The 22,796-nt window shown below is 67.4% G+C and carries 15 protein-coding genes, 2 pseudogenes and 1 CRISPR repeat array; of the genes and pseudogenes, 6 read left to right on the forward strand and 11 right to left on the reverse strand.

Translation table 11 applies throughout. From position 1 onward, the window contains the following. Nucleotides 1-217 precede the first annotated feature (217 nt). The 4 genes from IAI58_RS22100 to IAI58_RS22115 all read left to right on the forward strand — a co-directional run bounded on the left by IAI58_RS22100 (nucleotide 218) and on the right by IAI58_RS22115 (nucleotide 9,157). Nucleotides 218-2,917: a virulence-associated E family protein gene (locus IAI58_RS22100; RefSeq protein WP_208776334.1), complete on the forward strand. Its 2,700-nt coding sequence runs from the start codon at nucleotides 218-220 to the stop codon at nucleotides 2,915-2,917. A gap of 1,208 nt (nucleotides 2,918-4,125) precedes the next feature. Then, nucleotides 4,126-4,371: a hypothetical protein gene (locus tag IAI58_RS22105; protein ID WP_207451436.1), complete on the forward strand. Its 246-nt coding sequence runs from the start codon at nucleotides 4,126-4,128 to the stop codon at nucleotides 4,369-4,371. Between the two features lie 4 nt (nucleotides 4,372-4,375). Continuing rightward, nucleotides 4,376-5,866, forward strand: a complete 1,491-nt coding sequence (locus tag IAI58_RS22110) for a Y-family DNA polymerase (RefSeq protein WP_207451434.1) — start codon at nucleotides 4,376-4,378, stop codon at nucleotides 5,864-5,866. Between the two features lie 3 nt (nucleotides 5,867-5,869). Then, entirely contained in the window at nucleotides 5,870-9,157 is a 3,288-nt protein-coding gene (locus IAI58_RS22115) for an error-prone DNA polymerase (RefSeq protein WP_208776335.1), read from the forward strand. Nucleotides 9,158-9,710: 553 nt separating this feature from the next. Continuing rightward, nucleotides 9,711-11,874: direct repeats of the CRISPR family, unit length 29 nt; unit sequence CGGTTCATCCCCGCGCCTGCGGGGAACAC. 67 nt (nucleotides 11,875-11,941) lie between these two features. Here the strand turns inward: IAI58_RS22115 and cas2e are convergent. The 8 genes from cas2e to cas3 form a co-directional block, all read right to left on the reverse strand. Then, a complete protein-coding gene (gene cas2e, locus IAI58_RS22120; protein WP_207450578.1) occupies nucleotides 11,942-12,283 on the reverse strand; it encodes a type I-E CRISPR-associated endoribonuclease Cas2e in 342 nt (113 codons plus the stop codon). After that, nucleotides 12,264-13,226 carry a type I-E CRISPR-associated endonuclease Cas1e gene (gene cas1e / locus IAI58_RS22125; protein ID WP_207450576.1) on the reverse strand — a complete coding sequence of 321 codons (963 nt, stop codon included), beginning with the start codon at nucleotides 13,224-13,226 and terminating at the stop codon, nucleotides 12,264-12,266. Before cas1e ends, cas2e begins: the two co-directional genes overlap by 20 nt. Nucleotides 13,227-13,242: 16 nt before the next feature. Further along, nucleotides 13,243-13,932, reverse strand: coding sequence for a type I-E CRISPR-associated protein Cas6/Cse3/CasE (gene cas6e, locus IAI58_RS22130; RefSeq protein WP_207450574.1), 690 nt, complete (start codon nucleotides 13,930-13,932; stop codon nucleotides 13,243-13,245). Then, on the reverse strand, nucleotides 13,929-14,735 hold the full coding sequence (gene cas5e, locus IAI58_RS22135) for a type I-E CRISPR-associated protein Cas5/CasD (protein WP_207450565.1): 807 nt from the start codon (nucleotides 14,733-14,735) through the stop codon (nucleotides 13,929-13,931). Before cas5e ends, cas6e begins: the two co-directional genes overlap by 4 nt. Then, nucleotides 14,720-15,793, reverse strand: a complete 1,074-nt coding sequence (gene cas7e, locus IAI58_RS22140) for a type I-E CRISPR-associated protein Cas7/Cse4/CasC (protein WP_207450563.1) — start codon at nucleotides 15,791-15,793, stop codon at nucleotides 14,720-14,722. The genes cas5e and cas7e overlap by 16 nt, the downstream gene beginning before the upstream one ends. Next, on the reverse strand, nucleotides 15,790-16,341 hold the full coding sequence (casB, locus tag IAI58_RS22145) for a type I-E CRISPR-associated protein Cse2/CasB (RefSeq protein ID WP_207450554.1): 552 nt from the start codon (nucleotides 16,339-16,341) through the stop codon (nucleotides 15,790-15,792). Before casB ends, cas7e begins: the two co-directional genes overlap by 4 nt. Then, a complete protein-coding gene (gene casA, locus IAI58_RS22150; protein WP_207450546.1) occupies nucleotides 16,338-17,966 on the reverse strand; it encodes a type I-E CRISPR-associated protein Cse1/CasA in 1,629 nt (542 codons plus the stop codon). Before casA ends, casB begins: the two co-directional genes overlap by 4 nt. A 147-nt stretch (nucleotides 17,967-18,113) precedes the next feature. Next, nucleotides 18,114-20,828 (reverse strand): CRISPR-associated helicase Cas3', encoded by a 2,715-nt coding sequence (cas3, locus tag IAI58_RS22155; RefSeq protein WP_419555867.1) that lies wholly within the window; start codon nucleotides 20,826-20,828, stop codon nucleotides 18,114-18,116. On the opposite strand from cas3, the gene IAI58_RS22160 reads away from it, so the two are divergent. Together IAI58_RS22160 and IAI58_RS23580 are read left to right on the forward strand one after the other, a co-directional pair. Next, nucleotides 20,710-20,973 (forward strand): hypothetical protein, encoded by a 264-nt coding sequence (locus IAI58_RS22160; protein ID WP_207450584.1) that lies wholly within the window; start codon nucleotides 20,710-20,712, stop codon nucleotides 20,971-20,973. The genes cas3 and IAI58_RS22160 overlap by 119 nt on opposite strands. Before the next feature lie 22 nt (nucleotides 20,974-20,995). Then, on the forward strand, nucleotides 20,996-21,226 hold the full coding sequence (locus tag IAI58_RS23580; RefSeq protein ID WP_419555868.1) for a transposase: 231 nt from the start codon (nucleotides 20,996-20,998) through the stop codon (nucleotides 21,224-21,226). On the opposite strand, the pseudogene IAI58_RS22170 reads toward IAI58_RS23580, so the two are convergent. The 3 genes and pseudogenes from IAI58_RS22170 to IAI58_RS22180 form a co-directional block, all read right to left on the reverse strand. Then, nucleotides 21,214-21,528 (reverse strand): annotated as a pseudogene (locus tag IAI58_RS22170) (transposase family protein); the annotation flags it as partial. The gene IAI58_RS23580 and the pseudogene IAI58_RS22170 overlap by 13 nt on opposite strands. A gap of 121 nt (nucleotides 21,529-21,649) precedes the next feature. After that, nucleotides 21,650-21,829, reverse strand: a pseudogene (locus IAI58_RS22175) (IS5/IS1182 family transposase); the annotation flags it as partial. A gap of 57 nt (nucleotides 21,830-21,886) precedes the next feature. Continuing rightward, nucleotides 21,887-22,783, reverse strand: a complete 897-nt coding sequence (locus tag IAI58_RS22180) for a LysR family transcriptional regulator (protein WP_207450533.1) — start codon at nucleotides 22,781-22,783, stop codon at nucleotides 21,887-21,889. Nucleotides 22,784-22,796: the final 13 nt, after the last annotated feature.

The raw sequence follows: 22,796 nt of genomic DNA on the forward strand, positions 1-22,796 counted from the left end.
CGTTTGATGAATTCTTCTCTGTCAGGAACAGAGGATTTCCAAGAAAAGTGCGGCACTTTCTCATCATGCTGGAAGAATCGGGCAACTGTTGTTCTAATGCCACATCACCTGCTCCTTCATCTGCCAATAAGGGAAGTGCCTGACCGTGAATCAACTCACTTTTGCACGCCACAGGCAGCTGCTGAGCTCTCCACAACAGTCCACGCCGGTTGCCAGGATGTCGGATCAGCGAACCTACTGCTTCACTCTCGGCAAGAGCGCAACGGAGAGCGCGTGGCCGAAGTCGAACCACGAAGAGATGACCTGGGAGCAACTGGCCGAGTTCCTGACGACCCACGAGGTCGGCAAGAAGGAGGGCAGTTGCATTGTCCCCGCCATCTTCCGTGGCGAGCGTCGCAAGAAGGGCGAAACCGAGCAGATCGACTTCATGATGCTCGACAGTGATACCGGCGTCTCGCTGGAGGAGCTTGCCGCGCAGATCCAGGCGCGCGGTCTGCGGGCCGTGATCTCGTCCTCCTATTCGCACAAGACGGAGTTCAGCAGCGTCAAGGAATCGACCTGGAAGAAGTGGGCCGAGGAGAACGGCGGGGAAGATCCGAAGAGATACCTGCGGGAGCATGGCGTGGTGCCGGCGGTGGCCGATACCGGGTTCCTGCTGCATGTCGAGGACGGCCGGCAGGTCATCCACCACGACCAGATGCCGAAGTTCCGCGTGGTCCTGCCCCTGCGGAAGCCCTGGCGCGCCGCCGACTACCCCTCCCAGGAGGCCGCGAATGCCGCCTGGAAGGCAGGAGTGGAACTCACTTCGGCCGCGCTGGGGTTCCGGCACGACGCCTCCACCACGGACACCAGCCGCCTGTTCTACGCGCCCAGATGCCCGGCTGACGGGCCTGCGCCGCAGACGGCGATCCTCGACGGCGAGCCGCTGGACCTGGACGCGCTGGAGGAGGAGGAGGGCATCTCGGCCGACGATCTGGTGGTCAAGGCCGTCCGCAAGGGCGAAAAGGTGTTCTACGGCGATTTCGACCTGACGCTCTGGTCGAAGAAGTATGGCGCCCGGTTTGAGATCGTCGAAGCACTCCGGCATCGCGGCAAAGCGAGCTTCATTCATGCGAAAAACGAGGGTAGGCAGCACCTCGTCTGCGTGGACGACGGCGACCACTCCTCGGCGAAGAAGGATACCGCGACCTTCGTCTCCAATGCGTCGGAGGCGCGTGGCGGCGTCAAGGGCTTCACCTACCACTGCCTGCACGCTCACTGCAAAGACAAGGACCGCCTCCACTGGATCACGCGGCTTGTCGAAGAAGAGTGGCTGCTGCTGGAGGATCTGAAAGACCCCGATTTCCTCGTTGAAGTGGACGAGGATGACGATGAGGCCAAGCGCCTAGAGACGATTGGCGATTCTCTCGATGTCGACAGGCTGAAAGCCGGTTTCGGGAAGGCCACGAGCAAGGGCGAGGTGACAACCCTCGCGACGGAGGTTCGGGAAAAGCGGTTCTCCGCGCTCGATCAGGCTGAACTGCTGACCGCCTACCGCGACGCCGTGAAACGCCTCTCCGGCACGAAGCCCTCTATCGCCGAGGCCAAGAAGGCGCTGCGGCCGGCCGCACCGAAGGATAGCTGGCTCTACCTGCTCAAGACCGACGAGGATGGCCGCATCCTCTCGAATCTGGCGAACTCCATTGTCCTCCTCAGTCACGATCCCGTCTGGAAGGGCGTCCTCGCCTTCGACACGCTGGGCCAGCGCGTCGTGGCCCGCAGGCCGATCCCCGAATACGGGGAGGGGAGCCTGGACGACCCATACGACCATCCCGTGAGTTGGTCCGACCACCTGACCACGGCCACGCGCGTCTATCTCCAGAACTCCGGGATCACGACAAGCAAGGACGACGCTATCGCGGCGATCTACTCCGTCGCCCGCGAGAGCCAGTTCAACGCGCTGGTGGAGCATCTGAGCGGCCTGGAGTGGGACGGCGTTGGCCGCCTCGACACATGGCTCTCCGTCTATTGCGGCGCCGTGGACAACGAATACACGCGAGGCGCCGGCCGGATGTGGCTGCTGGCGGCCGTGGCACGGGCCTACACGCCCGGCTGCAAGGTTGACCACATGCTGGTGCTGGAAGGCCCGCAGGGGGCGCGCAAGTCCACCGTGGGCGCCATCATCGGCGGCCGGTGGTTCACGGACAGCCTGCCGCCGATGGGGCAGGATGATGTCCGCCTCTCGATGGCCCTGCGCGGGAAGTGGATCATCGAGCACTCGGAACTGTCGGGCATCCGCAAGGCCAGGATCGAGGAGGTGAAAGCCTTCCTCACGCGGCAGTCGGAGTTCTTCGTGCCGAAGTTCGGGCGGGAGGAAGTGGAGGAGCCCCGCTCCTGCATCTTCTACGGCTCCAGCAACCCGGACGGCGCGGGCTATCTCTCCGACACCACCGGCAACCGCCGTTTCTGGCCGGTCACGGTGGCCGCCAGGATCGACACCGAGGCCCTGACGCGGGACCGCGACCAGCTTCTCGCGGAGGCCGTGTTCCGCCAGCAGGTCAAGAGGGAGCCCTGGTGGCCGGATGCGGAATGGGAGCGCAACCTCGCCCGGCCCGAACAGGAGTTGCGGGAGGCGGAGGCCGACCCCTGGACCGAGACCGTCGCGAAATGGCTGGACGGGGAGAGCGGCGGCCTGATCGACGAGGCCGGCCGCGAGATCAACAAGCCCCGGATCGAGCGCGTCACCTCCGCCGAGGTCATCGAGAAGGCGCTAGGGGTCCAGGCACGCGACATTAACCGGGGGATGCAGATGCGGATCTCCATCATCATGAAGGGGCTCGGCTGGTTGCAGAAGAAGTCGGGCGGAGGCGTCCGCCGCTGGGTTCGCCCGGATTACGATGCCGTCGAGTTCGACGAGGATGACGCCGCCGGGTTGTGACTGATCCGCCGCGCCGTTTGCACAGCAACCCTCGGAGGGCGACTTCCGGGGGTTTTCTTTTGCCTCAGCCCTGTTCGGGGAGCCTTCCGCCCCGACCTCCGCGAAGTGCCCCAACCTGGGCTTTTGAGGTTGGGGCGCCGTAAGTTGCTGTTTTTACTATCTATGCCCCAACCGACCCAACCGACCCAACCTGTTTTCTATTAATCACTCGGGAGAATTTGTATGCATTCCGTATAGCGGAACGCACACACGTTTAGCCATGGTCCTCTAGGGAAACAGGGGTTTTGGTCGGGGCGGTTGGGGCGGTTGGGGCGGTTGGGGCGGCCGGGGCGCCCTCCTCGGCGGAAACCCCGAAATAAGGGCCTAAAATCGACCCTTCGACCCGAAACCCCGAAATAAGGGCCTAAAATCGACCTTTGGCCCTGAAACGTGGGTTGGGGCGCCCCAACCTCCCCTCCAGCGGGGTTCCGGCCGACCCAACCTCCCGAAAAGCCCGTCAATCGCGCTCACAGGCCGTTTTTCGGGGGTCAAAGGCGCTCTGGGATGTCGGGAGGGCCTTAACTCCGCTCACAGGCCGAAAAATCGCCCTATAGGGCAAAATCCGGCATAGTTTTCCACCGGGGCTCTGCGCCGCCCCCGGTTCCAACCTACCAATGGTAGGGACCCAATGTCTAACCCGCTTTCCCGTGCGATATCAGACGGTTAAACCAAAATCCGGTTAAAGAACCCCGCGCCACAGGCCACCACAGGCGAGGAGAGGCCGGGCCAGCCGGAACCCCGGATCCCAGGCCACCACAGCCAAGTTGAGTCCGGCCATCCCGCTAACCCTCGTCACAGGCCACCGCAGGGTCGGCTAGCCAGCCGTCAGGAGAGAGGCCCTAGAACCGGCCACCAGGGACGGCGGGAAGGGCAGGCAGGAGCAGACTGCAAGAGGCGGGCCTGCGAAAAACGCCTAGATAGACACAAGGGAAGGCATCTGCGGCTTTGTAGCCGCCGTGTGAAACCAGCCTGCCGCAGCCAGTGATCTGATGGTGCTGGCATCCGCAGCAGAGGAGAGGGCTCCTGACGGTCGCACCGATTGCCCCTCGCATCGGCCATTGCCCAGGTTGGACTTGGAACCTCCAGCCTCTCTCAGTCCAGAGCGCCAGCAACGCGGTGGAGGCAAAAGCGTTCTTGATTCGTTCTTATGCTTTCCATAGGTTCGATCCATGGCCGACGATTCGCATCCCCCTGACCCTGCCGACCCTCTGCTCACTGACCTGACGGCCGCAACCCCCGACGAGATCACCGAGGCGCTCTCCTATGCGCTGCGTTACGACGCCCGCGGCAAGCCGCGACCTTCCGGCGGCCAGATGGTGGCCAGCCTCGCCGCCGAGCGGCTGATGGAGCATCTGGCGCTGGCCGGCTTCGTGCTGATGCGCCGGCGCCCGACACCCCCGCACAGCGCCGGATGAGGCCGTGCCCCGCCGCATCCTGGCGCTCTGGCTGCCGCATCTGCCCCTCGACCGGCTGCGGCGGCGGGAGCCGGCGCTGCGGGGTGTTCCCCTCGCCACCTGGAGCACCGCTGGCAACCGCCGCCTGCTGACCGCGGCCGAAGGCCCTGGCCTCTTTGCGGGCCAGGCGCTGGCCGATGCCCAGGCGATCTGCCCGGGGCTGGCACTGCGTCCGGCCGATCCGGAGGCCGATGCCGCGCTGCTGGAGCGCCTCGCCGTCTGGAGCCTGCGCTGGACCCCACTCGCGGCGGTGGATGGCCCCGATGGCCTGCTCCTGGATGTCACCGGCGGCACCACACTGTTCGGCGGCGAGGCCGCCCTGCTGCGGCAGGTGCGCGCCAGCCTGCAACGCGCCGGCTTCGCGGTGCGGGCGGCGCTCGCCGGCACAGCGGAGGCCGCTGCCGCCCTGGCCCGCGCGGCGGACGGTGCGATCGTCCCGCCCGGGCAGGACCTCGCCGCCGTGTCGCCCCTGCCCCTCTCCGTGCTGCGCCTGTCGCCAGACCTGCTCAGCGGCCTCAGCCGCCTCGGCCTGCGCAGCATCGCAGACCTTCTGCGCCAGCCCCGCGCCCCTCTGGCGCGCCGCTTTGGCCGGGTGCTCTTGGATGCGCTGGACGGCGTCAGCGGCGCCCGCAGGCGCCCGGTGCAGCCGCTACGCCCGCCCGCCGAATTCCTGGCGGTCCGCGACTGCCTGGAGCCGATCCTCACCCGTCCCGCCATCGAGCATGTCCTGGAGGCACTCCTGACCGAACTCTGCCGGCAGCTGCTGCAGGCCGGGCGCGGCGCCCGCCGGCTGACGCTCTGCGCCTGGCGGGTGGATGGACAGCTGCAGGAGGTGGCGATCGGCACCGGCGCCGCCTCGCGCGACCTCCTGCATCTGCGCCGCCTGTTTGCCGAGCCGCTGGGGACGCTGGAGCCGGATCTTGGTTTCGAGCGGCTGACGCTGGCGGCGCCGGTCACCGAGCCGCTGGAGGGCCTGCAGGCGGTGCTGCGCGGTGAGCGGGTGGATGCGGATCCCGATCCCGATGAGGCCGACCTCGCCGCGCTGATCGACCGGCTGGCGCAACGCCTGGCCGTGCATCGCCTGCGGCCGCTGGAGAGCCACTGGCCGGAATACGCCGCGGTGCCAGCCGATCCCTTCGAGACAGTGGCCGTGCCGCTGGACTGGGGGGCGGAGCTCCGTCCGGTGCGGCTTCTGGCTACCCCCATCCCGCTGGCGGTCACCGCCGCCGTGCCGGACGGGCCACCGGCGCAGCTGCGCTATGGCGGGGTGGCGCACCGGGTGCTCTCGGTGCTCGGCCCGGAGCGGCTGGAGCCGGAATGGTGGGGCGAGGATGCAGCGCGCCCGGCCCGCGACTACTACCGGGTGCAGACGGTGGAGGGGCCGCGCCTGTGGATCTGCCGTCTGCTCGAGCCCGGCCGGCCGCCGCGCTGGTTCCTGCATGGGGAACTGGCCTGAGCCATGCCGCCCGATTATGCGGAACTGGGCGCCCGCTCCAACTTCTCCCTGCTCGACGGCGCCTCGCATCCCGCCGAGTTGGTGGCGCAGGCCAAAGCCCTCGGCCATGCCGGCATCGGCCTCTGTGACCACAACAGCCTGGCGGGCGTGGTGCGCGGCCATGTGGCGGCCAGGGAACTCGGCCTGCCCTTTGTGGTCGGCACCCGCCTCGTGCTGGCGGATGGCACCGAATACCTCGCCTGGCCCACCGACCGCGCCAGCTACGGCCGGCTGACCACGCTGCTCTCGCGCGGCCGCATGCGATCGCCCAAGGGCGCATGCGACCTCACCCGCGAGGAGCTTTTGGCGCACGCCAGCGGCTGGTGTCTGGCGCTCATGCCACCCCTGCGGCCCGATGCCGCCTTTGCCGCGCGGCTGCGGCAGGACGCGGCGGCGCTGCGCCCGCAGTTGGCACTCCCGCTGTTCTGCGGCGCCTGGTGCCGCCTCGATGGCCAGGACCAGCCGCGGCTGGACCGGCTGGCGGCGATGGCCGAGGCGGCTGGCGCGGCGCTGCTGGCCTCGGGTGACGTGCGCTATCACCACCGCGAGCGGCGGCGTCTGGCCGACGTGCTCACCGCCATCCGGCTCGGCCGCACGGTGGAGACGCTGGGCCGGAGCGCCGAGCGCAATGGCGAGCGGGCGCTGCGCAGCCCGGCGCGGATGGCCCGGCTGTTTGCGCGGCACCCGGCCGCCATCAGCAACACGCTGCGGGTCCTGCAAGCCTGTTCCGGCTTCTCATTGGCGGAACTGCGCCACGAATACCCGGACGAGATCCTGGAGCCCGGCCGCACGCCGCAGCAAACGCTGAGGGATCGCGTCTGGGCGGCGGCAGAGGCGCGCTGGCCGCGCGGAGTGCCAGACGACATCCAGGCGCGGCTGCGCCACGAGCTGCGGCTGATCGCGCAGCTGCACTACGCCGCCTACTTCCTCACCGTGCACGAGATCGTCCGCTTTGCGCGGAGCAAGGGCATTTTGTGCCAGGGGCGCGGCTCGGCGGCCAATTCCACCTGCTGCTACGTGCTGGGCATCACCGCGGTGGATCCCTCCAAGCACGACCTGCTGTTCGAGCGCTTCGTCTCGGCCAACCGCAATGAGCCGCCCGACATCGACGTCGATTTCGAGCACGAGCGGCGGGAGGAGGTGATCCAGCACATCTACGAGCGCTACGGCCGCGAGCGGGCGGCGATCGCCGGCACCGTCATCCGCTACCGCGCCCGCTCGGCGGTGCGCGAGGTCGGCAAGGCGCTGGGGCTGTCGGAGGACGTCACCGCCAGGCTGGCCAAGGGGTCCTGGGGGCCAGGGCGCGACAGCAGCCTCAGTGAGGTCGCTAGCTCCGAGGGGTTGGATCCGATGGATCGCCGCCTCGCCTTGGCCTTGGAACTCGCCGAAGACATCCAAGACTTCCCGCGCCACCTGGCGACGCATGTGGGTGGCTTCGTGATGAGCCGGGGGCCGCTGATCGAGCTGGCGGTGGTGACCAACGCGGCGATGGAGGGCCGCACCGTCCTCGAGTGGGACAAGGACGACATCGATGCCCTCGGCCTGCTGAAGGTCGATGTGCTGGCGCTCGGCATGCTCTCCTGCCTGCGCCGCGGCTTTTCTTTGTTAAGGCAGCACCACCGGATCGAGTTGGATCTGGCCGGCGTGCCGAAGGACTGCCCCAAGACCTATGCCATGCTGCGGCGGGCGGACAGCCTCGGCGTCTTTCAGGTGGAGAGCCGGGCGCAGATGAACATGCTGCCGCGGCTCAGACCGGAGCGATTCTATGACCTGGTGATCCAGGTAGCGATCATCCGCCCCGGCCCGATCCAGGGCGACATGGTGCATCCCTACCTGCGCCGCCGCTGGGGCGAGGAGGAGCCGGTCTACCCCTCTCCCGGCAAGGAGCACGGCCACCCCGATGAGCTGAAGAACGTCCTGCAGCGCACGCTGGGCGTACCGCTGTTCCAGGAGCAGGCGATGCGCGTGGCCATGGTCGCCGCCGGCTTCACGCCGGAAGAGGCCGACAAGCTGCGCCGGGCCATGGCGACCTTCAAGCACACGCAGGGGGTGGGCGAGTACCGCGAGCGGCTGATCACCGGCATGGTTCGCCGCGGCTACCATCCCGAGCTCGCCGAGCGGGCGTTCAAACAAATAGAAGGCTTCGGCTCCTACGGCTTTCCGGAGAGCCATGCCGCCTCCTTTGCCCACCTGGCCTATGCCTCCTCCTGGCTGAAGTGCCACCATCCGACGGTGTTCGCGGCCGCCCTGCTGAACAGCCAGCCGATGGGCTTCTACGCGCCGGCGCAGATCGTGCGGGATGCCAAGGAGCACGGCGTCGAGATCCGCCCGCTGGATGTGAATGCCAGCCTCTGGGACTGCGCGCTGGAGCCGGAGCCCAGAAGTGCCGAGGGCTATGCGCTGCGGTTGGGCCTGCGGCTGGCCTCCGGCCTCTCGGCGCAGGACGGCCAGCAGATCGTCAAGGCCCGCAGCGGCGGCAACGGCTCGCCCTTCGCCTCGCCGGAAGAAGTGGTCAGAAGGGCCAACATCACCCGCAAGGCGATGGAGGCGCTGGCGCAGGCGGATGCCTTTCGCAGCCTGGGCACCGGCCGCCGGGCCGCGCTCTGGGCGGCCAGGGGCGTGGAGAATGATGTCCCTCCTCTGCTCCAGCTGGCGGTGGAACAGGCCGCAGTTGGTGAGCCACCGCTGCTGAGAGAGCCCGCGCCGGACCTGCCCCAAGAGAGCCTCGGTCAGGCGGTGGTGCTGGACTACACCGCGACCGGGCTGACACTCGGAAATCACCCGCTGGCGCTGCTCAGGCCGCAGCTGCGGGCGCTGAGCTGCCGGGACACGCGGGGGATCGCCCGCCTGCCGCCGGGGAGCCGGGTCAAGCTCGCCGGCCTCGTGCTGATGCGGCAGCGGCCGGGCACGGCCAAAGGGGTGGTGTTCGTCACCGTCGAGGACGAATTTGGGACCGCCAATCTGGTGGTCTGGGCCGATGTGGGCGCGCGGGACCGGGCGGCGCTGCTGGGTGCCCGGCTGCTGCTGGTGGAGGCGAAGATCGAGCGCGAGACGGAGCACGCCGAGGTGCCGATCACCCACCTGATCTGCCGGACGCTGGTCGACCGCACCGACCTGCTGAACAGCCTGATGCACCGCGAGACGAACCTGCCCTGGGGTGACGCGGCGCTGGGACGTGCGGATGAGGTGCGGCGACCTGATCCGGGATCACGGCGATCGGTGAAGATGCCGGGGAGCCGGGACTTTCATTAGCAGTCGCACGCGTCGCTGCTTGGTCGGAGCGCACGAGACCATCCTGTCCACCGGCACCATCTGGTCCCCGGTGCTGCTGATGCGCAGCGGTAATGACACACTGCGACACTGCACGCACGCGAACTGACGATGCGTGCCGATCTGTCGAACGTGGGCGAGGCCTAAGCATCCATCGATGGGCGTTTCCGCCTTCCTGCTGCCTGGTCAGCGCCAGCGTGTTGCTGGCCTCGTCCGGTTCCTCCCCGCGCCTGCGGGGAACACGCAAACACCCTCAAGAAAACCGAAACCCCGGCCTTTTGGCCGGGGTGTTGGGTAGCCACGCGGTTCTTCCGTTTGCTGTGCCATCCGGTCACGGTGGAGCAGAACTCCACCCGGTTGCCAGCCCAGCCGAGGCCAGGCGTCCGATCCAGGCAGCGCAATACCTAAGCGCCTTTTACGACCTGTTCAAGGCGCTTCTGCCTGGCGCGCGCTGGATCACCGTGCATCCCAATGGCCCCGGGACCAAGGGGCAGTCCGTCCTGGTGCAGCCGGCGGAGAATGGCGCCATGCGCGGCGGTTCATCCCCGCGCCTGCGGGGAACACAGTAGGCTTTCCATTTGCCTCGCCCATCGGGCCGGTTCATCCCCGCGCCTGCGGGGAACACGCCAGCGGCTCGCCCATGATCTCCCAGAGGGCCGGTTCATCCCCGCGCCTGCGGGGAACACGGCCCCATCGCCTTCAAGCCCACCACCGAGGACGGTTCATCCCCGCGCCTGCGGGGAACACCTGGTCATAAAGGGCGAGCGCCCCTGCGACGGCGGTTCATCCCCGCGCCTGCGGGGAACACGGGATGTTCCGCCGCTTCGACTGGCTCTACAACGGTTCATCCCCGCGCCTGCGGGGAACACGCGGCAGCAGCGCCGCCACCCCCAGCCTGCATCGGTTCATCCCCGCGCCTGCGGGGAACACTTCGCCGCCTGGGCCTGCTCCTGGGAGGCGACCGGTTCATCCCCGCGCCTGCGGGGAACACTCGGCGGCAATGTCGGCGTTGTTGTCGCGGCCCGGTTCATCCCCGCGCCTGCGGGGAACACTCGGCGGCCATCTCGGCGATCGCGTCCTCTAGCGGTTCATCCCCGCGCCTGCGGGGAACACCCGGTCGCCAGAAACCGCGAAACGGCTGTCGGCGGTTCATCCCCGCGCCTGCGGGGAACACCGCAAGGCCCTCAGTGACGACATTCGCGATATCGGTTCATCCCCGCGCCTGCGGGGAACACCGGTGTCAGCGGGCGGGGTCATGCGGGGGCTCCGGTTCATCCCCGCGCCTGCGGGGAACACAAGCGCGATCCCTACAAGGATTTCGCGACGGTCGGTTCATCCCCGCGCCTGCGGGGAACACTCGATGGTCCCGCGCATCAGCGGGAGATGCACCGGTTCATCCCCGCGCCTGCGGGGAACACGTCAGGCCCGACGATGACCGCATTCGGCACGGCGGTTCATCCCCGCGCCTGCGGGGAACACGAGGCGGGCCGGTTCACCGAGAACCTGCCGGGCGGTTCATCCCCGCGCCTGCGGGGAACACGCCAGCGCCGTCTCAAGGTTCGCCTCGGCGCCCGGTTCATCCCCGCGCCTGCGGGGAACACCACTGGACCCATTGCGCGGCGTTCTTCGCGGCCGGTTCATCCCCGCGCCTGCGGGGAACACCCAGTCGCCATATCCCTGACGCAGGATCGCCTCGGTTCATCCCCGCGCCTGCGGGGAACACCTGGCGTCCACAACCAGGCCATCGGTCAGGTCCGGTTCATCCCCGCGCCTGCGGGGAACACTTGCGCTCGGTCGGCGACGCCTGGTCGTAGCGCGGTTCATCCCCGCGCCTGCGGGGAACACCAGCCGGTGTTCGCGGCATTCCGCCGGTAGTTCGGTTCATCCCCGCGCCTGCGGGGAACACCCAGTAGGCAACGCCGTTGACTGTGGCCTGCCCGGTTCATCCCCGCGCCTGCGGGGAACACACGAACGAGCAGTATTGGAACTCGCGGCCGTACGGTTCATCCCCGCGCCTGCGGGGAACACAGGGCGTCTCTCGCGAGCATGTAAGCCGTCACCGGTTCATCCCCGCGCCTGCGGGGAACACTCGCCCTTTGGCATCTCAATGATCACGCGGGCCGGTTCATCCCCGCGCCTGCGGGGAACACTTGTCGCCGCTGCGGACGTTGCGGGCGGCGATCGGTTCATCCCCGCGCCTGCGGGGAACACACCGAGGCCGCCCGCTACATGACCGACGGCGACGGTTCATCCCCGCGCCTGCGGGGAACACGGGTCGTTGATTGCCTCCGCAAGCTTGATGGTCGGTTCATCCCCGCGCCTGCGGGGAACACGCCCTCCGGATTGGGGAGGTTCGGGTCGGTGACGGTTCATCCCCGCGCCTGCGGGGAACACCCGCTGCACGCGGGCGACAGCAAGTATGTCTCCGGTTCATCCCCGCGCCTGCGGGGAACACCCAGAGCCAATCAGCGCGTATTCAAGGTCAAGCGGTTCATCCCCGCGCCTGCGGGGAACACAGGGGGGCGTATCCGGGTTGATCGGCATACGCCGGTTCATCCCCGCGCCTGCGGGGAACACGTAAGAGGGCTCCTAGTGTAAAGCAAGGTAGTCGGTTCATCCCCGCGCCTGCGGGGAACACTTTTCGCCCGTCGAAACGATAACCCACTTGGTCGGTTCATCCCCGCGCCTGCGGGGAACACTCTTCCTAGAAGCCATTGATTTCACGTGCATATTCTATTGTCAATGAACTTACCGACCGCAGTGCCTCTATCCACCGCCGCCGGGACGGCGCCCAGAACCTGCCATCGGCCCCGGCATGGTAGGGAGTGCAACATCGGGGCCAAAGCTGACAAGGCGGAACCCGTCAAGCTCAACCGGGACGCGCCGGTTCCTTCCACAGGTCTCGAAAGCAAAGCCAGCATCGTTCGGGACAGGCCAAGCCATAACGGCATTGCCCTCCTCGATGGAGGCGCAGACCTCCCCCCACATCATCTCCCGCGCACGGCGGCCGTAGGCTCCAATATAGACCCCCGCCCGTACCTCCAGCAGCCAGACTGCCAGACGGCCACGCAGTCGCGGTGGCGCATTCTCAACCACGATGACCAGCATCGCCCTGCCTATCTGGATCGGTGAAAGCAACTGGCATGGCTTCAACCGGTGCCTCGGGGAGAGGCAAGCCGCCGGCCGCCAGGACTTCCTCAATCAAAGGGATCAGACGCGACAGCACATCGGCCTGGCGAAAAGCATCACGGCAGCGGCGACGCACCTCAGCGATTGGCTCCGTCACCAGGCGGCCGCCCAAAGGTTTCCCATGCTCAAAAGCAGCAGCGACGCGAAAGGCCTCCGGCACCACCGTGTCAAACTTCAGGATGTCGGCGATGTCATAGACAAAGCTTTGGGGCTTGCCGCTGTGCAGGAAGCCAATGGCAGGGGCATAGCCGGCAGCCAGGATCGCGGCCTCCGTGATGCCATACAAGGCGGCGGTCGCGGCCGAAAGGCAGCGGTTCACCAGGTCCGCCGTTGACCAAGCATGCGGGTCATAGTGCCGCCCATCCCAACTTACACCATGGCGCTGTGCCAGCAGGCGATAGGTCTCGCGTACTCGGGCGCCCTCGATGCCGCGCAACTGGTCGATGGAGCGCCGGGCCGGTGCCTCTTCGTTGAAGCGCAAGGTGTACATCTTGCGGACCACCCGCAGACGCGCGTCATCCTCCAATGCCAACCGCGCCTGCAGCAGCAGGCGGTCCGCTCGCGCGCCGCCGGGCTGGCCTGCGGCATAGAGGCGAACACCCGCCTCCCCCACCCAGATCAACAGGGTACCGACCCGTGCGGCCAAAGCGACGGCGGTATGGCTTACACGCGTCCCTGGCTCCAGCATCAGGCAGACCAGGCCACCGATCGGGATGTGCGTGCGGATGCCGCCCTCATCCACCAGAACGAAGGCGCCATCCAAGACGTCTAACCGACCCTTCTCGACGAAAAGAATGGAAGACCTTTCACGGATCGGCAGGGGCTTCGGCGGTGGCAAGCCGGGGATGGGACGGTCGTTCACGCCGGCCTCCGCTGCATCAGCCGGCGCGCCGGATCAGCATCAGCCCGTAGCCAAAGGCTCGCGCCCGCCCAAAGCCGGCAGCCAGCGCCGGCAGGAACAACGCCACATCTCGAACGACCAGGATACCGGTCAGGTCCAGCACGCCAAAGATGGCAGCACGATCCCGGCCTCCCTCGCGCGGCAGCGAAATGCGGTCATAGCCGTCGACGTTCACCTCGCCTTCCACCGCGAAGCCAGAGGTCGCGCCCTGACGGTCAAACCAGGCGCGGCCAGCAGCCGACACAGCAGCAGGGCGCGCCTCGGCCCTCTCGCCCCGCGGGACGCTGTGCAAGGCATCCATCACCACATCATGCCGTCGGCCACGCTGCCCAGGCCCGGCGGAGCGTGAGATCACCGGATTGGCCCGCAGCGTGAAGCCCAGCCGGTCCCCGGGCGACAGCGCCGGGGCGAAATCCTTGCTCTCGATCTGGAACAGCTGATGCGGGTTACTGGGGGCCCGGGCGGAGAGCGTCATGAACTGGCCTGGTGCATCTTCCCGCCACAGGAAGTCGCGTCGCCGATCAGGTCCGTCGGCGAAAAGCGACCAGAGCAGACCGTGACCAGCCACCATACGGGCACCGCCGGCCTCCGGCAGCAGCAGCGGTGCCAGGGCGGCCACCGAGGCATCCCGCTTCAGGCGGATCCGGGAGAGGGTCAAGCCGGTCATGCGTCCTGCCCTCCTTGCGGTGCCAGCAGCAGTTCCTGACGCAGGTCGAATTGCCAACGGGCCCGGTTGCGCGGCTGATCGCGGCGCTGCTCCACGCGGCGCCGGCGTGGATCGTCAGGGGCGATATAGCCGGGGGCGCCAGGAGCAAGGCCAGCCGGGGGCGCGTCCATAGCCACCAGGCCCGGGCCGGGCTGGTCAGCCAGATACCGACGCAAGGGCGTGCGACGCTGCCTGACGCGCTCTTCATCAAGCCGGGCCTCAGGGCCCTTTTCCTGCCGTGCCATCAGCACCGCCGGGGCATCCGTGCCCTCGACGCAGTCTGGCGCCAGCGGAAGGCCCAGCGGACAGGATTTCCGTCCCAGATAAGGCACGAAGACCGGGTTCCGCATCGCCTCCGCGATCGCCTCCAGCGACCAGCGCGGCTGACCACAAGCCCAAAGCGCGGCCAAGTGCCAGGCGCCGCTGCGGTAATCGCGGCGGGACAGGATGGTGTTCAGATCCGGTGCTGCCAGTTCCTGCGCGCGGGTGGCGAAGCGCTGGTTGCGCCGGGCTGACGGCACCTGGGCGGTGTGAAAATCCGCCAGCAGCCGCCCCGGTGCGTGGCAGAGCAGGGCCAAGCCGTAGTCCACGGCGAGCGCGGCTTGGGCCGGTGCGTCCTCTCGTTCCAGCCCAAGGCAAGCGCCAATGAGGCCGAGCACGGCGGAGCGCGCCGGCCGGTCCCAGCCCTCCCGCCTTTCCCCCACCGCCAGGCTGCCGAAGGAGGCTAGCGGCGCGACCAGGGCAAAGGTCAGGTAGCGGGGCATGGTGTCCCCCGCACAAAAGCCAGCACATCGCGCAGGCTGCCCTTGCCGCCCACCTGCAGGCTGCATTCCTCCGCACAGCCTGGGCCATAGGCCGCATCAAGATCCTGGCGGAAAGCCTGCAGCGCGGCGATGGAGGCATCGACCAGACCACGCCCAGGGTCGTCGGCGGCCTCCACCGGCCGGGCAAAGGCCCCGGCCAGGGTGCGGGGCTGCTGGTCGCCGCGCTCGGCCAGCAGATAGGCGGCGCGGCCATGCGCCGCGAAACTGTTCTGCTTGCCTCGCGGCGCGGTGGTCGCCGCCGCCTCGACCAGCGCAGCAAGCGCGGTCTCGGCCAGTTCCTGGTCGCCGCCCAGGTTCTTCACCAGCAGCGCGGTGTCGATACAGAGGTAGAGATAGAAGACGCCGGACCCAAATGCTGCCTCGCCAAGAAAGCCGGCGCCGGCATCTTCGCTGGGAAGCTTCAGGTCATCGACTGCGGTGTAGTAGTCGTCCTCCACCGTCACCTTGTGGGTGGTGATGGCATGGGCCACCTGAGCCGCGGCTTCTCGGTTATAGCCGGGATCATCGGCCAGCATGCGGCCGAACAAGGCGATATCGGCGGCAGTATCAGCGCTGCGCAGCAGGCCTGCTGCCTTCGCGTCGATCTTCTCACCAGCCAAAGCACGATCGGCCAGAGCCAGGGCAGCAGCCTTTTCCTCGGGCGCCACAAAGGCCAGTTGCTCAATGCGGGTTGGCGCCTTGTCCTTGGCGTCCTTCACCTTGCCGAAGACGCTGGCAATCTCGCGGGCGACGAGCAGCGCCTTGTCCTCTGCCATGCCGCCGGTCAGGAGGTGGCCCAGGATTACCTCGCCCAGCCGCTGGGTGCGCTCGCCCAGATGCCCGGCCAGGGCATTGGAAAAGATCTCGGAGCTGCGCCAGGCGCGCTTCAGGGCCTGCGAGGAGAGGCGCAGCCGCGTGACGCCACCGACCACAGCCGTCTTCGGTCGGCCGGTATCATCGCGGTTCAGATTGGCCGGCGGAAAAAAGGTCAGCAGGTGGAGTTGCAGAAAGCGGTTCATGCGGCGCTGTCCTCGGTCTTCGGTGCGGCTTGCAGGGTGTCCAGCGGGCGGCCCGCCTTCCAGTAATCGTAGATCCAGCGGCGCTTGGTGCCCTCGGTCCAGTGCAGCAGAGCATCGGCCAGATCGGTGACGTTGAGCCTGCCGCCAGCCAGGGCCACCAAGCGGCGGAAGGCGGTCAGGCGTTCATCCGGACTCTCCGCTTCAAGCAGGCGGCGAAAGCGCACAGGCTTCAGCAGAGCAGTCTCGGGCTTGTCTGGAGCCTCGGGGCCAATGCCGGAGGCAATGGTAATGTCGGGTGCATCGGTGCGCACATGCGCCAGGGTGGCGGCGGTCAGCGCAATCTCTGGTAACTGAGCGGCGTGGGTGGCGCCGCAGCGACGGAACAGCTCAATGGCCGCGCGATGCTGCATGGCCTCGGTGATCGTGGCGCAATGGCGGAGCTGCGCCAGGGCGGCGCGATCAGCGGGCTTGCGCTCCGGCTTGCCTGGGACAATGCCCTGCAGATCGCGCCACCAAGCGGCAGCGACATGAGGTTGCTGCCGGCTCATGCGGCTTTCTCCTTTTTGCGTGCCTTGCTCTCCGCAACAGGCAACTGCAGCAGGGTGAAGAGGGCGGCGCCGTCCTTGCCGAAGCCGGTCAAGGCGAAGAGCAAGTTGCGCCGGGCGCGGCCGATGCGCGGCGCAGCACTGCCGGCCGTGTGCGGGTGCAGCGGGGCGGCTTCATCAAACAATGCCAGGGCAATGCGACGCAGCAGCGGCATCCAGTCCTGCCGCCCCGTGGTGACGCCAGCGGCCGCGGCTTCCAGGCTGGCAAAGAAGCTTGCTTCAGTTTGATCCCACAGGCGTTCGCGCAGAGTGGAGAAGACTTCCGCGTCCAGCTTGACCGTCGCACCAGCGCTGAACAGTGCTGCGCGTACGGCGCCACGCAGCAGGCTGGCAACTTGCTCCGTGGCAAGCACCAAATCCTTCGCAAGAGCATCCATAGCCTGCCGGGTCTTCAGATCCCCATTGCCAGGCAGCGGCATCTCTGTTTCGACGAAGCCGCGGGCCTTCATATTATCCATGTCATAACCCGCGGCGAGCAATCGAGCGGGGGTGCGTCGGGCCTGGGCGCCGAAGACATCTGCGACACGTTCGTCGCGCCAGGCAGCGACGCTGGGCGCGGGGCGGCGCAGGCCGTCACCGCTACTGGCCACCAGACCCAGCCAATGGCGATAGCCGATGCCGCCGGGCTGCGGATGCACTGGCAAGACCTCGGTCGCGGGCTTCACCTGATAACGCGGGGTCAATGGATGCAAGTCGCCCCATCCGGCGTAATTTGCCCCACGCGGCCGCTGCCGCCAGGATACGACTTGTACGCTGTCCGGCACGCCTGTCAGATCACAGGGCGCGGGCGCGGCTAGGGGTGCGAAATCCAGCCGGATGCGGCGCGGCATGCCCCACCAGAGCTGCAACGTATGCGCCTGCTGCGGCGTGACGGTGCGGTCGGCTTCCGAGGTAACGGTTGGCGCGAGCCAAGGAAAGATCCTCGGAAAATCCTGCGGGTCAGGCTTTTCGTGGCAGGGCATATTGGCCCAGAGCAGGTGCCAGAGTGATGCATCGGGCGATGGCAGCACCAGGGTAATCAGCGGCCCGCCGCCCCGCAGCCCAGTGCGATTGCCGGCCCCGCCTGCGGGCGCCCAGGACTGGAAGGTATAGAGCATCATGGCTGCTGCGGCGCGGCCCAGCGATGCGACCCGCCCACGCCGCACCAGCAGATCGGTGTTCTTGGTGATCGTGCTCCCACCAGGAGCCTCGATCAGCAGGCGCTCGATGGGCTCGGCGCCCGAGACCAGATCCTCGAAATCCTGCAGGAAGCGCGGGCCCTCGCCATCCAGATTGAAAGCATGCGTGATGGGCGCGAAGGCGGCGTCCAGCGCAGCGGGGTTGGGCGGATGAAACCAGCCTGCCATCCAGGCATCGCTGTCCTCCGGCGGGCAGGCCGTGGCGAGCAATCCGATAAGGAATTCCAGCGTTGCGATACGGAAATCGGCGCGGGCCCAGTCAATGGCAAGAACAGGATCGGTATCGAGAGCCTCGGTGATCTGGGCGGGTCGGATGGTAGCGGGGCCAGAGCGGCGAAGAACGGGAAGCCAAGTTTGCTCAAGGAGGTTGAAGGCCGGTTCCACACGCAAGCCTTTTTTCTGTTTCTTCTCCGAAAGAAACCATGCAGAGCGCCGATGCGCAATGCATTTTCAGGTAATCACTTCCAATTTCTATCTACGTCCCCGCATCGCAGGGAACTCTGAGCAACCGGCGCTTGCTTGTCAGGCAATCACGGTTCATCCCGCTTTGGCGGAGGCGGCCCATTGCAAGCCATGCTGCGGATCGTAGTGCAGCATGGCAGCCTTACCTGTCTCAGGTTGAACGGCAACACCAAACCCATCTCCCGCCGGTGTCAGCACCGCCAGCAGCAGATCCTCCGCCTCCCTCTCCCACCGCTCCCAGCGGCTTCGCGCCGCCGCGACCGCGGCCTCCAGACCGGCTGGTGGGGGGCAGGTGCCGATGCGATGGCGCAGCACGCCAACCTCGGATAACGCCCAGGCTCGTGCGATATCGGCATCTTGGGCATAGGGCACCACCATGCCATCCTGCAGCAGCGCCAGCCGCAGCGTGACGCGCGGGCGTTCTTCCAGTCGAGTGGGCGTGCGGATATCCGAATCCCAGGCGCCCTGCCCGGCGGCATAGCCTTTGCCGACCTCTAATGTGTTCTGCCGGGCGATCTCCGTATGGCCCAGGGCAATCCCATAGGCCCGCCCGGCAGCGGCGGCCAGTGCGGGCGGGAGGGCGCCGGGCGCATTGGCATCCGCCGCTTCCTCGATCAGAGGACGCATATCGCCCGGTGTCGTCAGCATGCCACGGCCGAACAGCGCCCGCGCGCCACGCCAGAGCAGCGCCGGGTCACGATAGACTGCCGCCGTGCCTGGTTGCGGCCCGGCGATCCAGTCCGCCGCCGGCGCTTCCACCGGAGCGGGAGAGACGACCAGGAATTCGGGTGAGGGCAAAGGACGCTCGTCTTCCGGCCGCTGATGCCGCCACAAACGCCCGGCGCGTTGGATCAGCAGGTCGACAGGGGCAAGATCACTGACCAGAAGATCGAAATCCAGGTCCAGTGACTGCTCCACCACCTGGGTCGCCACCAGCACGGCCTCCCGCATTGGACGGTGACTGTCCCGTCCGAAGCAACGCAGCACCTTGGCCTCGATCGCCAGCCGGTCCGCCATGGCGAAGCGTGCGTGGAACAACAGCGGTTCCAACCCTTGCTCACGCAGAGCCCGGGCGGCAGCAATGGCGTCGTCCACTGTGTTGCGCACCCAGGCAACAGCAGCACCGGCCCGGGCTGCGGCGACAATGCGCACCAGCGCTGCCGCCGCATCGTCCAGCCGTGTGACAGCCAGGCTGCGCGCCAGTCCATCGCGGACGGCGCAGGGTGTCTCGGTGGTGCCTGCCGCCGCAGCCAGGGTGGCCAGGGGATAGGCCGTTTCCACCAGCGCAGCCGGAGCTGCGCCCAACCCGGCGCGGAAGGCATTCACCAGTGCCTGCCGCTGCACGCGCGGCAAGGTGGCGGAGAGCAGCACCACAGAGCCGCCCAGTGCCGCCTGGAAGCGCAGCAGGGCTGCCAATTCGGTGCGCATATACGGATCAAAGGCATGCGCCTCGTCGACCACCAGCACCTTGTCGGCCAGCCCCTGCAGCCGCAGCGGGGCGTGGCGGACCGGCAGAGCCGCCAGCAGCGCCTGATCCAGCGTACCAACGCCGACCTGCGCCAGCAGCGCCCGGCGGCGATCGTCGGCCAGCCAGGCAGCGCATTGCGCTTCCGCTTGGTCCTCCGTACCGAAGGTACGGGCGGGGGGCGGACCCGGCGCCAGGGAAGCGGCAAAGCGTGGATCCAGTGCCGCATGGCCATGCGCCAGGGCAAGGGAGGGACGCGCCTCCGCCGCGAACAAGCCGCGATACGAAACGGCGAGCCGCCCGAACATAGCATTCGCTGTGGCCATGGTCGGCAGCGCCATATAAAGACCTCCTGCCCGGCCCTGCGCCATCAGCCGGTGCGCCAGGGTCAGGGCGGCCTCGGTCTTGCCACTGCCGGTCAGGTCCTCGATCACCGCCAAGACAGGGCCCGCAGGCAGTTCGACGGTCTCCGCCCAGCGTTGAAGGGGTGATGGCAGGGTCACGCCCGGGAACAGCCCCTGCAGTCCGGCGAAGGAGGCCGGCGCGGCTGGCGAGAGACCTGCGGCTGACAAGGCAGCAGCCGCGCGCGGCAGAGCATGGTCCCAGAAGTAGCCGGCCGGGTTCGCCAGAGCCGCAGCGCCGACATAGGGAAACCAGGCTTGGCGGGAGCCGATCCAATCGGCCAGCGTCACCAGACCGGCCAGCCGCCAGCTACAGGCCACGAGATCGGGCAGGGCTGGGCGGGTCCAGGCCGCAGGATGGAAGATGTTGCGCAAGTCCGCCACAAAGTCGCGGGCCGCGCCAATGCAATCCCGGCACAGCGTGGCGGGGCCTGGATCTGCGCCTTCGGCTGCGGGGCGGCCGTGATGACCTGCCAAAGCGCGCCAGATATGCGCCTTGTCGCTGTGCTTCCAGCCAAGCGGAGCCGGCAGCAGATCCGCCAGATCCTCCTCCAGAGAATCCCGCATCAGATGCAGGCCGAGCGCATCATGTCGGGCTCCGCTCGGGCGAGAGGCTGGCAGAGGCCCCAGCACAGAATTCGGCCAATGCTCTGGTGCCATGGCCTGAAAGCTGCGGGAGAACTTGCCGATGTCATGCAGCGCCACGAAGAAGCCGAGGGTAGGCGTGGTCAGACCTGCCATCACTCGACGCGGCAACAGAAGTGCGACCGCTGCAACATCCAGCGAATGAGCTGGCAAAGGATGCATGCCGGGCTTTGTCGGGTCCTGCGGCTGCGCCTTCCCCCAGAAGGTGGCCGCCGCGCTGACGGATCCCTGTCTCACCATGCCGCCAACCCTCTCCTGGAGCATCTCGTTCTGCTCCATCCTCAAACACTGCTTTAGTCAAATCTCCGATTTCTATCCAAGGCGCATTCTCTCGGCCGCCTTCGCCTGCTCCTCGCGCCTGACCGCCTTGGCGGCCGCGATGAAGCGCTGCGCCACGTCGTATACCTGCCGACAAAGCCTATGATGCCGATCACCTCCGCAAGCCCCTGGAGGCGCAGGGCACTGAGGTGGTCATTCCATCCACCCGCGCCCGCCGTAGACCCCATCCGCTGAACCGCCGCGCCTACCGCGGCCGCAACGTCATCGAGCACATGTTCGGACGCATGAAAGGCTGGCGTCGCATCGCCACCCGCTATGGCCGCCTCGCCAGGAACTTCCTGTCTGCCATCGCACTCGTCGCAACCGCTTGTTTCTGGGTGAGGCCTCATAACCAGTAGCTGACGATGGCGGCGAGCTGGACGGCGGCCAGTAAGTTGGTGGCCAGCTTGTCGTATCGGGTGGCGATGCGGTGGAAGTCCTCGATGCGGCAGAACATGCGCTCGATGGCGTTGCGGCTGCGATAGAGGAATGGGCTGAAGCAGCACTTCCAGAGGCGGTTCCGCTTCGGCGGGATGTTGGGCACGGCGCCCTGGCTCTGGACCTGCTGACGGACAGCATTGGTGTCAGAGGCACGATCGGCCATGACCAGGCTGTCGGCTGGCAGGTCCTGCAGCAAGGCTTCGGCAGCTCGGCAGTCAGCCGGAAACCTCGAAATACCCGCTGCTGTGCGGCGTCTGTGAGCAGGATTGTCGTCTCAGGTCATGACGCCCCCCTGCTGATGGGGGTGGGGTGATCGCTTGAGGAGGTCCGGTGCCGCTCTTCGCGGGCGCAGTTCGGGTGCTGAGCCTGGCGAGACGGGTGAAGTTGTAGGCGAGATTGGCCATGCCGATCTTCACCTGCGCCCGGGCGATGCCGATGGTGCGCACAAAGAGCGCCATGCGGTGCTTCTGGGCGGCAAAGACATGCTCAATGCCGGAGCGGATCCGGATCCGGCTGCTATCCAGGCCATCTGCAGCCCACCGCAGACTTGGCAACACAACCGGGGCTGGGGGCCGGGCTTAGGACCATCGCCCTTCCGCCAACAGACGATGCAGAGCCCGCGCGGGACGGGAGAGGCTGCTACCGCGCCGGCGAATGACCCCCATCGTGCGGATAATCTCCGGTTCCATCAATGGCCGGCAGGTTAGGACCGCATGCGGCTCCAATGGTAACGAAAGTCGAGGAAGCGCGGTGATGCCTAGGCCAGCCTCAACCAGTCCGAGTGTACTCGGCAGGTGCTGCATCTCAAAGAAGGGGCGGGGACGCCAGGCAGCATTGCCCAGCGCGCTCTCGATCAGCAGGCGGTTGCCGCTGGAAAGCCCCGCAGTGATGTAGGGATAGGGCTGCAGATCTACCCACCGGACGCTTTCCTGCCGTGCCAACGGGTGATCCTCCCGGCATACCAGCACGAACGGATCGCGCCGTATCGGCGTGAAGGCAATGTCCTCGTCGGACTGGCCCAGGAAGGTAACGCCCAGCTCGGCCCGCCCGTCGCGCACGCGCTGTAGGACCTCGCTCGCTGCCTCGTCGATGAGGCGGATCCGGACCTGGGGGAATTCCGCGTTGAAGCGGCGCAGCACCAGAGGCAAGAAATAGTAGGTGACTGAGGGCACGCAGGCGATGGTGACGCGGCCGCCCTGGCGCTCCGTCAATTCCCGGACCGAGGTCAGCGCTTCCTCCAGCTCGTCGATCAGCCGCCGGGCACGCGGCAGAAACTCCCGTCCGGCAACGGTCAGCACGACGCGCCGCGTGGTGCGCTCCAGAAGCGTCACGCCCAGCGCGTCCTCCAGCTTCTGCACGCGCCGGCTTAGGGCGGATTGCGACAGCGCAATCGCCGTCGCGGCCTCGTGGAAACTACCGAATTCGGCCACCGCGACGAAACCGCGAAGCCCATAGAGGTCGATTCCGACCGACATCACATTAATGTCC

Source organism: Roseomonas marmotae, from assembly GCF_017654485.1.
GTDB lineage: Bacteria > Pseudomonadota > Alphaproteobacteria > Acetobacterales > Acetobacteraceae > Pseudoroseomonas > Pseudoroseomonas marmotae.